10 protein-coding genes are annotated in these 12,857 nt (G+C 40.6%); 2 read left to right on the top strand and 8 right to left on the bottom strand.

From position 1 onward, the window contains the following. Positions 1-175: 175 nt before the first annotated feature. The 6 genes from BHV83_RS09690 to BHV83_RS09665 all read right to left on the bottom strand — a co-directional run bounded on the left by BHV83_RS09690 (position 176) and on the right by BHV83_RS09665 (position 9,870). Entirely contained in the window at positions 176-1,141 is a 966-nt protein-coding gene (locus BHV83_RS09690; RefSeq protein ID WP_195286556.1) for a FecR family protein, read from the bottom strand. 650 nt (positions 1,142-1,791) lie between these two features. Next, complete coding sequence (locus tag BHV83_RS09685) at positions 1,792-2,967, bottom strand: purple acid phosphatase family protein (RefSeq protein ID WP_122205831.1); 1,176 nt, start codon at positions 2,965-2,967, stop codon at positions 1,792-1,794. A 24-nt stretch (positions 2,968-2,991) separates the two neighbouring features. After that, complete coding sequence (locus BHV83_RS09680) at positions 2,992-4,686, bottom strand: RagB/SusD family nutrient uptake outer membrane protein (RefSeq protein WP_122205832.1); 1,695 nt, start codon at positions 4,684-4,686, stop codon at positions 2,992-2,994. 11 nt (positions 4,687-4,697) lie between these two features. Then, on the bottom strand, positions 4,698-8,027 hold the full coding sequence (locus BHV83_RS09675; protein WP_119215974.1) for a TonB-dependent receptor: 3,330 nt from the start codon (positions 8,025-8,027) through the stop codon (positions 4,698-4,700). Positions 8,028-8,208: 181 nt separating this feature from the next. Continuing rightward, positions 8,209-9,189: a FecR family protein gene (locus tag BHV83_RS09670; protein ID WP_211743083.1), complete on the bottom strand. Its 981-nt coding sequence runs from the start codon at positions 9,187-9,189 to the stop codon at positions 8,209-8,211. An 81-nt stretch (positions 9,190-9,270) separates the two neighbouring features. Beyond that, positions 9,271-9,870, bottom strand: a complete 600-nt coding sequence (locus tag BHV83_RS09665; RefSeq protein WP_005635188.1) for an RNA polymerase sigma-70 factor — start codon at positions 9,868-9,870, stop codon at positions 9,271-9,273. Positions 9,871-10,019: 149 nt separating this feature from the next. Between BHV83_RS09665 and BHV83_RS09660 the strand changes: the two genes are divergently transcribed. Further along, complete coding sequence (locus tag BHV83_RS09660; protein WP_005635193.1) at positions 10,020-10,265, top strand: hypothetical protein; 246 nt, start codon at positions 10,020-10,022, stop codon at positions 10,263-10,265. 3 nt (positions 10,266-10,268) lie between these two features. On the opposite strand, the gene lpxZ is transcribed toward BHV83_RS09660, so the two are convergent. Next, positions 10,269-11,519 (bottom strand): LpxZ family protein, encoded by a 1,251-nt coding sequence (gene lpxZ, locus BHV83_RS09655; RefSeq protein WP_122205835.1) that lies wholly within the window; start codon positions 11,517-11,519, stop codon positions 10,269-10,271. Between the two features lie 108 nt (positions 11,520-11,627). Then, complete coding sequence (rbp, locus tag BHV83_RS09650) at positions 11,628-11,873, bottom strand: RNA-binding regulator (protein WP_005635197.1); 246 nt, start codon at positions 11,871-11,873, stop codon at positions 11,628-11,630. Between the two features lie 400 nt (positions 11,874-12,273). Here rbp and BHV83_RS09645 point away from each other — a divergent pair. Then, the coding region (locus BHV83_RS09645; RefSeq protein ID WP_286757449.1) for an inositol-3-phosphate synthase at positions 12,274-12,857 on the top strand (584 nt) is incomplete at its 3' end.

Genomic DNA, 12,857 nt, shown 5'->3' with positions numbered 1-12,857 from the left:
GTCGCCATAGCGGGCGATGCAGCTGACAAAAACATTGCTAATGTAGCAATTGATGCATTTTTAATCATACATGTGATTCAATAATGTTAGTACTAAGTTTTTAAGTTTATAGTTTTCTTTTGTTGTGTGTGTTACTTTTCTAATCTGTCATTTCATCATAGGCATTCATTTTTTATTATTCATATATAAAGATTTCTTTCCCCTCTATCCGATATTGGATGGGAGCTAAATATTTCAAGAGTTTCAAGATGTCAGGCAAGCTTTCATCCTCATTGATCACACATCGGAACTTACGCTGGGCAAGCTTCGTTGATTCTAAATTTATGTTTACATTAAATTTTACGGAGAGTTGGTTAACTATTTCCCTCAACGTGACATTTTCGAAGACAAACTGGTTCAGTCGCCACGCCGTACATACATTCACATCCACAACCTCTGTGGCATATTCGTTCTTATTGTTGTCATATGTCACCTTTTCTCCCGGTGACATATCTAAAATGGGGTTCCACTGCTTATCGAGTAAAGCAACTTTACCTCTTGCTAAAACGGTTTCTACGTTTTGGTGTTTCTCGTCTGTTTTTACATTGAAAGCGGTTCCAAGAACCTTAATATTCACATAATTGGTCGAAACATATAGTGGGTACTGAGCATTCTTTGCAACGTCAAAGAATGCTTCTCCTTGCAAGGAGAGCTTTCGGTTATTTTCGGCAAAAACCTCAGGTATCCTCAAAGAAGACCCCTCCTTTAACCAAACAGCCGATCCATCCGCAAGCACGATTTTTTTCACATCTTCCCCTTGTTCCACCCTGATCGTTACACAATTGTCCGGTTTCAGATAGCCCCATCCCACATAAGAAAAAGAGACAAATAACAAGATTACGGCTGCATATCTCATCACAGAGCGAAGTATTTGAAATCGCCTTCTACTATTTATCTTGGCATTCAATCCATTCAATGCCTTTTCGATATGCTCAGACGTATTATATTGAGTGAACTTCCACGAAACGCGAAGTTTCATCAATTCAGAGAAAACCTCCTCATTATCAATTGATAATTCACGCCATTCTTCTACCTGTTTCATTTCTTCAGGAGAAAGCATGCCTGTCAAATATTTTGCTAAAAGTCTATAATCAAAATCCATTTTTATTTCCTATTACTTATACTAAACGAACAACTTCAGAAAAATACGGAGCAAAAAAGCATTTTTTTCATACAACTAATGGATAATCATTCAGCAGGAAAATAAAATATTAATAACTAGCTACTTACAACAAAAACAAAAGTTTCAATCTCAGGCAACCGGACAAACTAACTCGTTTCCTGTCGCAAACTAAGTCAAATCACCCGAAGAACTAAATGAAAACATATAGTAAAGTAGCCGTTAGCAGTTACTACCTATTGTCCTTATGTAGTACTACCTATTGTCGATTGGTAGTACTACATAAGGACAATAGGTAGTACTACATATCAATAATATATTATATGCTTTGAGTTAGTTTACTATGACTTTCGAATTAGTTTCCGGCATGTTCCGTATTAATTGCTCCGTGAAAACGAGGAAACTCCGGACAAACCGCCGGAAATAAAAAGGTGTCGGTTCTATGCCGGTTACAAAGTTCAACCGACATCCTTTAATTAAATGTTTATTAGAGAGATACGAGCAAAAATGCCAGATGTCGGTTTTCTGTGTGTTTTTATTTATATTTTTACGCAAAATGAGACAAGTGCGATTACCCAGATCTCTGTCAGAGTAATCGCACTTATGCGAAGTGTAGCATTGAATGATGAAGATTACTTTGCCGTATATGACTTCTTTGTAACGACTTTACCATCCAAATCAAGAACCTCCAGATTCATCTGATCACCATTAGTCTCCACAGAAACCACACTGTTATTTGAATTTACCAATACCGGAAATTTGATACCGGCACTCGGTTCCTCATATTTGTTTCGATGGAGATGTCCGCATAGCATCAGATCCACTCCGAGTTCATTCAGGATAGGTACGAATTTCTTCAAGACGTCTTTCTGTCCATGCCAGATATTGAGGTCAGCAGAAGGAGGCATATGTGCAATGACAACTTTAAATTTAGCCTGCTTGAAATTTTCATTTTTATATAGTTCCTTCATCCATTCCACCTGATCCGTACGATAACCGTCATAATCGGTAATACCGCTGTACTCGATATCGGAATCCGGTTTGTCTTCCCCCGTATCCAACATTATGAAACATACAGGTCCTTGTCTGAAAAGATAATATAGGAACGGTTCTTTCGGAGAGAAATATTTCTGGAACGAAGTGGCGAACTCACCACGGGTTTCATGATTTCCGCGAGCGTAATACATAGGTTTCTCCGAAGCGAACAAATCGATGCTTTCTTTCATGAATCCATTAAAGATTGTTTGTTCATCCTTAAATTCCGAAACCATATCCCCATTGAAAATAATCAAGTCTTTATCCTTGTAGTTCGCATTATTCAGCAGTTTCGTAATGATGTTTTCACGTCCGTGAATATCATTGATCATGACAAAAGAGGTTTCTTTTTTATTTGGATCGCACGTTGTAAACGTCAAAGCATTCTTTCTGTATACATCCGATGCTGCCACACGTCCGTATATGACATTAATCCCTTCATGCGACAACACTTCCTGAGAATAAATACGATAACGATAGGTTGTTCCGGGAGTCAACGCTTTTACCTTCACGGCATGCAGCAAGGAGGTATTTTTAACCCCATTAGTCGTATCGAAATATTTAGGCCGTTCTTCTCCATAATAATGAGTTCCGTCATTCGGAGCCAACTCTACCCAGCCGATAGACGGTTTATCCGCTACCCAAACAATAGTTGCCTCATTCTCTTTTACATTCTGCAGATAAGGCCCGTAAAGGATCTTTATCTGCGCAGTTGCCACCTGAGTGGCAACTGTGAGTAAAAGGACATATATCAATTTTTTAATATACTTCATTGTAAATAAGTTTTATTGCATCTATTAATAACCATCGTTCTGAACCAATTGAGGGTTCGCATCCATTTCCGCCTGCATAATAGGCAAATGGAATTGCTTCTTGTCAAAATAACGAACTTCAACCAAACGGTCTTCACGAGAAGCATTCACATCGATCACGGCACGACGGTCCGGATCCGGTTCATCATAGTCGACAGTACCACACAAACGATACAAGTCACCCGGCATAACAGTCTCTGCCACTTTCTTTCCGGTTTTGGCTCCGCTCTGGTCATACTCGTCCCAGCGAACGATATCTTCAAAACGGAAACCTTCACCAGCCAATTCTATCGTACGTTCCCTCCTTACCAGTTCACGTACTTTGGCCTGTGTATCATATTTAGAACGGTCAACAGCGATATGACCTCCGCGCAAACGTAGCCGGTCGATGATGTTCATAGCTTCCTGCAAATCCTGATTCAGTTCGACCAAACATTCGGCTTTTGTCAACAATATTTCTGCATACCGGAAGATAATCGGGCACAAGGCATCGTCATTCATTGCAGCTGAATATTGTCCCTGGTTGGGATACAAATACTTAGCCCACAACATACCGGTATGGGAAGCATTATCCGCCGCCGTATAATAATCTTTATTCGAAGAGCCGTTCGGCAGCGTCTTGTCGAGCGTATTGAAAACCCGGGGTACATTATTACGCCCCACCCAATCCAATCCGGAATAAATAACCGTATTTTTCAATCGTGGATCACGATTGAAAAACGGATGGACCGGGTCATAACCGGAACCAACTTCATCGATCAACTTGCCATCTGCCATTTCAAACATATCAACCATGTTTTGAGTCGGCACAAAAGAAGCCCAGCCACCATCCGAATTATTATAGAAACGGATCACATCACCATAAGCATAAGTCGTTTGGACATGTTCATAAGTACAAATAATTTCTTTTGAATTCTGTCCGGCCATAGAAAACATATTCAGAAAATCAGGATCTAATTCATACTGATTCAGAGCTATTACTTTATTGGCTGCATCCAATGCCTCCGTATAGTTGCCCCACAACAAATTGAAACGGGCGATCATCGAGAGGACCGTTCCTTTGGCAATGCGTCCTTTTTCTGCCGGTTTCTCCGCTATATGTTCGGCACTCCACATCAAGTCGTTCATAGCATGCTCCTTCACCTTTGCTTCCGGTTCACGCGGCAGTTTAGCATCGTCAGCCGTTGCTGGTACAAAATCCATAATAACAGCATCCCCATACCAAGTTGCCAAATAAGCATGACTATATCCCCTAATTGCCCGTACTTGCGCCAGAAAATCATTCTTCTCCGTTTCTGTCATGGCTGAAGCCGGAACCAAATCGATATTTTCAATTACGAAATTACAACGACGTATCGTTTCATACTGCCTCCAATAATTCGGAGCCGCAGTAGGAGAAACGCTACCTCTACCCATGTTTCTCATGTTAGAAGCATTCGTATAATTGAAGCCGATATCCGAATAGCTGTCTTCGTAGAAGATAAACTTCGATCCAACATAGTTATTGACCCACCAATTGTAGGCAGCGGTTACTGCTGCATCGACATCCTCGGACGTGTTCCAGAATGTGTTTGTCGTCAACTGATCTTTCGGATTCAAATCAAAAAAATCATCACAAGAAGTAAAGATACCTGTCCCGACCAAGCAAACAGCAAGACCTAATATATTTTTCAGTTTCATATATAATTCATTTAAAAAGTTACATTAATACCGAATGAATGGCTTCTGCTAATAGGATAAACATCCAAGTTTCCCGACGGCGACTCCGGATCTGCATTGAACGGCAAACTGTCGAATGTAAACAGATTTTCGCCTGTATAATAAATCTTTGCATTGGCTATTCCTAACTTATTCGTCCAACTCTTCGGCAACGTATAACCGAAATTGACGTTCTTAATACGCAGGTAATTCGTGTTCATACACCAAAAAGATGAATTCACGCGCTGAGGAGAACTGATCGAGTTTTCCTCTAGGAACAGACGCGGCCATTCCGCATTTGTATTTTCAGGAGTCCAGGCATCCAACCAATTCGTACTCGGATGTGAAGTATCCCCGATAAATGAACCGACGACATCTCTTGAGAAATAACGGTTTGTTCCAGTCACACCCTGCATAAATACCGACAAGTCAAAATTTTTCCAACCAGCACTCAGTGTCAAACCAAAAGTCGTTTTAGGCTGTTGCGTGCCTTTCACCACCCGGTCTTTATCTGTCAACTTTCCATCTCCATCCGCATCTTTAATCCGAAAATCGCCGCCTTTGAAAGGCAAAGACCATGGATTGCCATACTGTTTTTCGTAAGCGGCAGCCTCCTCGTCGCTTTTGAACAACCCATCTACTTCATATACATAAAAAGATTGATAGGGCTCTCCGATTCGATTAATCATATAGCCATCGATAATCTCATTGACCCCAGCCAAATCCAACAACTCATTCTTATTATAGGAGAAATTCGCATTGATTCCCATTCTCCAATCCTTATTGAAGGAATGATTCCAAGCAAAGCTTGCTTCCACACCACTGTTCCGTAAAGAGCCTTTATTGTCCTGATACGTCCCCGATATACCAAACGTATCAGAAACAGGAATATCCATAATGATGTCAGAGGTCTTACGATTATAATATTCGACACTCAGCATAAACTCGTTCAAGAAATTTGCATCAAAGCCGATTCCCCAGTTTGTCGAATTTTCCCAGGAAATAGTCGTCACCTTATGGCTTACAACCGTAATACCTTGATGAACAGAGCCGCCAAACGGGAAATTCTTTCCTATATATAACGTAGGTAAATAAGGATAATATTCATCCGATACGGCATCCTGGTTTCCGAGCAACCCCCAAGATCCTCTAAGTTTCAGTGACTGCAACCAGCCATGCGTGTTTTCCATAAAATCTTCTTCGGAAATGCGCCATCCAGCAGAGAAAGAAGGAAAATATCCCCAACGATAGCCTTTTGCAAAGCGAGAAGAAGCATCGGCGCGGAAATTGGCTTCCAAAAGATACTTGCCTTTATAGTCATAATTGAGACGTCCGAAATAAGATAACAAAGCCAGTTCACGGGAATAACCACTGTTCGTTTGTGTCGAAGAATCGCCACCGTTCAAATCGGTCACTTCACTATTCGGGAAACTTTTGCGGAAAGCGTATAAATTCCGATAATCATACTTCTCGATCTTATAACCAACCATTGCCTTGAAATGATGATCTTGGTTAAAAGTCTTGTCATAATTCAACAATGCATCCAACGTATAACGACTCCATCTCGAAATCGTTTCACCCAATTGATCAGGTCCATGATAATTCACATCGTCATACCAACATTCCTTACGATAATCTTTTGTTTCCTTTATATTCGTTACATAAGCACCTTGTAATGTGAATGTCAGCCCATCTATAATATGATAGTCAAAGGCCAGTATTCCAGAGAAATTTTGCAACAAATGATATTTCCGACTATTAATATCGACCCAAGCGGCAGGATTTCCATCTGAGATCGAACCGTAAGAACCATCTTCCTTCTTATACGGAATCCAAGGAGCTATACGGTCTGCTTGACGTATCAATTGAGTAGAACCGCCTCCATAAGACGCATTCGGTTCGGAATAGTCGTTATGAATAAAAGCCATGTTAGTCCTCATGGTTAATTTATCCGACAATTTGATATCCAGATTCGTTCGCAAATTAAATTGTTGACGATCCGAATTCCTCAATGTGCCTTCCTGCCCTAAGAAACCTGCAGAAGCCATATATTTCACATCTTCCGACCCACCACTGACATTGAGGCTATGTTTATGCATAAAACCGGTCCGATAAATATAGTCTGTCCAAACTGTATTCGGATGCCCATAAGGATCCGTTCCATCCTGAAATAAACGGAGATCTTCGTCTGTAAAACGAGGAGACGCCCCATCCTGTGTCAATAACTGATTATAAAGACGGGCATAATCATAAGAACTTAAGCGATCAATCAAAGTCGATACATTCGAAAAACTAACATTACCATTATAAGAGACTGTTGCTTTTCCGGCTTTCCCTCGCTTGGTCGTAACCAAGATTACCCCATTGGCAGCTTTAGAACCATAAATAGCGGCCGAAGCGGCATCTTTCAAAACCGAAATCGATTCGATATCATTAGGATCGATCGAATCGAAAGTTCCAGTTTCTATCCCATCCACCAGAATATAAGGGTTAGCATTGTTCAAGGTTCCGACTCCACGAACACGTATAGTTGACCCGTCACTACCAGGCTGCCCTGTTCCAGATGTTATCGTAACCCCCGGAGTCAATCCCTGGAGAGCAGAAGATACATTCGTCACCGGCCGGTTGATCAATTCATCTTTACCAATTGTGCTTACCGCTCCTGTCAGGTTTACTTTCGTTTGTGTTCCATAACCGACAACAACCACCTCATCCAAACTCTGTGTATCTTCGTGAATTGTGATTTTATAATCGTTTTTTCCTTTCGCTACGGCAACCTCCTGATCTACATAACCAATATAGGAAATCATCAATGTCGCACCGTCTTCAATTCCCTCCAATGTAAAATCACCGTCGACATTTGTCACCGTACCAACACCAGCACTTCCTTTCACTATGACATTTGCCCCGATAACAGGAAGACCGGTATTATCGACAACCGTACCTCTGATCGTTCTCTTGACTTGTTGAACACTTGCAAAAGACACATTTTCTGTCTTTGCGTTATCTTGTAGGAAAATCCGATTATCGACTATCCGATAAGAAATATCCGTATTCTTAAAGACTTTCTTTAAAACACTTTCGATGTGTTCATTTTTTACACGGACGGATACTTTTGAAATTTCTTTACTTAAAATAGATTCATCATAAGAAAATTCATAGCCCGTTTGCTCGCTGATACTTTGTATGATCATACCTACAGTTGTCCTGTTCAAAGACAATTCCAGATTCACATACAAAGTATTCGCTTCATTTACCGCCATCGCAGGCGATGTTGCGACTAAAAATGCTGATAATGTCGCAATAGATACTTTTTTATTCATACCATGTGATTCGTTTTTGTTAGTACTATAAAAAACAGTTAACTTTTTACCGGATACACCCGTACCCGCCAATAACACTTCCCATACCGGACAGCATTTTTTTAATTAACCGCTGCAAAGGAATATCCCCGATATTACGGAACTGTTTACCTCAGATTACATTTCAATTTCCCATAGACATTCATTTTTTTGTTTGTTTTTCAGATATATAAATTTCGGAACTCTCAATTCGATAGGTAATCGGCGCCAAATAGCAAAGCTGCTCCAAAACATCCGGCAAGCGCTCGTCTTCATTGATCACGCAACGAAACCTGCGTTGAGCCAGCCTCGACGACTCGATGTTTACATTTACATTATATTTGATTGATAATTGATTGGCGATTTCACGAAGTGTAGTATTCTCAAAAACCAGTTGGTTAAACCGCCATACAGCACAGACATTCACATCGACATGATCCGTAAAACAGGTATTTTCATCCCAGGAATAGGCAACACGTTCTCCCGGATTCATTTCTAAGATTTTCTTTCCGTTCAAGGCATGCAAGCTGATACGCCCTCTTACTAAAACGGTTTCTACAGACTTATTTCCAGCGTTAACATTAACATGAAAAGAAGTTCCATGTACCTCTACTTTCACATAATCGGTAGCAACGATAAATAGTGAATTAGCATTCTTTGCGATGTCAAAGAATGCTTCTCCTTGCAAGGAGACCGTCCGGTTGACGGCACTGAATGACTGCGGTATTTTCAATACGGAATTTCCCCTTAACCAAACTACCGAACCATCATCCAGCGTTACTTTTTTTACGCCTTCACTATCTCCTAAAGCGATAGTCATATAAGTTTCCGGCTTAAAATAATTCCATCCGACAGCTGAAAACGAAACAAGCAGCAAGATAACAGCTGCATATTTCAACAAAGACCGGGCAATCCGGTAACGCCTTGCCCGGTTAATCCGGACATTTACCTTTTTCAAAGCCATATCTATCCGCTCGTTATCCGCATACTTTGCTGTATTCCACGAAAGACGCAAACGTAACACTTCAGAAAAAACAGTTTCATTCTCAGCCGACAAATCACGCCACCTCATCACTTCCTCCATTTCTTCCGAGGAAAGGCTGCCAATCAAATATTTTACTAAAAGTGCGTAATTAAACTCCATTTTCACCTTGTTATATTAGGCAAAACGACCAACAACGAAAAACTACTGAGCCAAAATGATTTTTTCGTTCATCTTAATTTATCAAGCGTATGTGCCATGCGAAAGAAAAACGGCACAAAGCATATAATAATCATTTCTGGACATATGTCCCTTTAAAAACCGGAGCGCCAAATACAAATGACTCTCCACCGTGCGTTGCGGCATCTGGGTCTGCTCCGCAACTTCTTTAGCCGTCAGCCCTTTTATATAAGTAAGGATGAAAACTTCACGACGCTGCGCTGGCAGGTGCTCCAGTAATTCATACAAATGGCGATAAAAATCCTTAACGGAAAGCTCCTCTATAACAGAATCATCACCTTTCAATAGATTTTGATAATCTTCCAAATACTTCTCGTAAGTATGAGAATGGTATTTTTCAATCGAGAGGTTTTTCTTGAAATAGTCCAGACAACGAGTATAAGCGGATTGAAAAAGATAAGAATGGAAACCATCACTGACATATAGCTTTTCACGGTTTTCCCAAACATACAGAAAAACATCCTGAACAATATCCTCCGCTGCTTTTTGCTCAACCATAGAAGCAGTATAAGCCATTATCCGGGGATAATAGTAACGGAAAACACCATTAAAGGCTTCTCTATTCCCTTTCTTCAGTTCATACAATAAAGAAATATCGAACATACTACCAGCGATTTAAGACCATTCAATTAACATTTCACCCACAAAAATAATAATATTTTTACAAACTTTGCTTGTTTACAGACATTCTCCTTTAATAAAATGCAAGACAATGGTATTTTTTATACTTTTGTAGATAATACTTTAAAAACATGAATAATTTCACAAAATATATCTGTGCCGGATTGGCTATCGCCTTACTCATAATACAAGCGATTATGATTTGGGGATTATATGGAAACTTCAGCGGTTCTCTGAACGAATTATCCGACTGCACAAGAAAGCAGCTACCGCAGCTAATCGACCTGTTCACGACAATGATTGTCACGAATTGGGTTATCATTGCAGCCCTGCTTTTCACCCTGTTCCGCCCGAACAGAAAACAGAATAACTGTTAACTACTAGAATTTCTTTATCAGGAAAGACGGGGTTACCCTCAGATAAATCCCGGCAGAGAAACTGGTTTTGGCAAATGATTTATAGCCATTCTGCTCCGTACCGCGAAACACGACAGGCAAATGCTCATAGATATCCAAATCAATGCCAAGCGAAAAACCTTTTGCCAATTCACGCGAATACTCTAAGCCAAAGTAAACACAAGAAGGATCATCGAAGGTAAGACCTTCATCGGATGTCGAGACAGCTCCATAAAACGGACTGCCGAACATGGAAATAAACTGATGGCACCTCCAATAGGAAGTCTTCACACGGAAATCGTAAATATCGGCAGATGCACGTGCATACACACCATAGCCGTTATCGAAAGGCCACAACTTACCGGCCTGCTGATAATAGCCGGCAGCATCCAGTTCCACATTTACACTCTTGAATATCTTATGCCCCGTGTTCCACACTCCCCCAACTCCGACAGCACCGTTCATCAATGTCTGGACAGAATTGGTCAGGATCGTATCGATCTCTCCTCCTCTGTGCTGGGCCAAAGCTTGCAAAGGAGCATAAAAATGAAAACGCGAATCCGGATCGTTAAACTTGAAACGGGTAGACAAACCAACCGTAAAAGCCTCCTGATGGATATCTTCCCTGAAGATAAAACTTTCCCAATTCACCCACACATCCAAATCGAACCGGCGGGAATTATACAACAATTGCAATCCCATCTCCGGATCGGCGACCATATTCAATTCCGGATTGTACAATGGCTCTATCAGATTATGATTGGCCACCCCATACAAATCGCCCAGCACGATATTCACATGATCAGACAAGGCCACCTGCGCCCGGAACCAAGGAAGTGCATGAAAACCTTTCTGATACTGATCACCTTTCCAATGCGCAATATCCTGATAAGCCATATTCGGATAGCGATTCGCCCCCCAAAAACGTTGCAAATGAACACCTGCTTCGAGTTTCAGCATTTCCAACGGATAATAGACAGCCTTTGCCTGCAACCAAAGTCCCGGCAATGTATAGCCTTTCATAAACGAACCGGTATACTCATCATCCTTAAAGAAACTCAGATTATCAAATTCGACCGAAAGTTCCCCTTTCTTTTCCGGATCTATCCGGAAATCCGTCTTGAAAACGCGGTCCGGAATCTGGGCATAAAGTGTGTAGATAAATGAAGTACCCGCCAAACAGAACAGGAGACACAAACTAATGCGCAAACAAGAAATATTTAAAAGACTTTTCATCTATTACAAATTTAAGTACAAACGTAACAATTAAAAAGGAATAAACGAAGAACGGGGATACAAAATCTTGTCCATATCCCCGTTCGTATACTTTGATGCTATTATTTATTAGCGTCTCGGTGTTGCTTCTTTTACAACCATCTGGCGACCTTCGTATTCAGCGCCGTTTAATTCTTCGATAGCGTTTCTTGCTTCGTTTTCGTTAGGAAGTTCTGCAAAAGCAAAGCCTTTAGAACGACGAGTATCGCGGTCAATGATCAATTTAACTGATTCAACCGTACCGTACTCTTCCAAAACCTGTTGTAAGTCTGATTCTCTAACCCGATAGTTCAGGTTACCAATGTAAATATTCATACAAAAAATGATATAAAATAATTAATAAAAAATTGAAACAATAAAACTTTTAGGAAAGATCAATGTCTGCTAAATCATATTCTGCAATGAATATTAAGTCGGAGATAAAGAACTACACAAACAGTTTTGCTTGTCGGGTACAAAGAAAAGCATTAAAAATGGATATTGCACCATGAAACCAAGATTTAATTCATAACAATTCAAAAAAAACACATAGAAAAGACTTTTCCCTAAGAACATCCTTAATAACCATAAAAAGTTTGAAAAAGAGGCTTCAATACAATAATATGTAAAAAAGGCCTATTTTATAGTATTTCTGACCAATTAAGCCAGCATATAGCCTTTTATGTCTCAACCAGAAAACCTAATTTTGCCCCAATCATTTTGAACTTAATTTGACATGGAAAAAATCGAAGTTAAAGAAGCCAAAGGAAAACTTGGTATTCTGGTTGTTGGGGTAGGCGGTGCAGTTGCGACTACTATGATTACAGGTACGTTGGCTGCACGTAAAGGATTGGCTAAACCTATCGGCTCAATCTCACAGTTAGCTACAATGCGTTTAGAAAACGGAGAAGAAAAAGCGATCAAAGATATTGTTCCTCTGACCGACCTGAATGACATCGTTTTCGGCGGATGGGATATTTTCCCTGATAATGCATACGAAGCGGCCCTATACGCAGAAGTCTTGAAAGAAAAAGACCTGAACGGCGTAAAAGACGAATTGGAGGCAATCAAACCGATGCCGGCCGCATTCGACCATAACTGGGCAAAACGTCTGAACGGCACGCACATCAAACAGGCCGCTACCCGTTGGGACATGGTTGAACAGCTCCGCCAGGATATCCGTGAATTCAAGGCAGCCAACAACTGTGAACGTATCGCCGTTCTATGGGCTGCAAGTACGGAAATCTATATTCCGCTGTCTGACGAGCACATGTCGCTTGCCGCTTTGGAAAAAGCAATGAAGGACAACAATACGGAAGC

This window comes from Parabacteroides sp. merdae-related_45_40, assembly GCF_001915675.1.
Note: the sequence above shows the minus strand (reverse complement) of the source record. Positions and strands in the feature narration are given on the sequence as shown.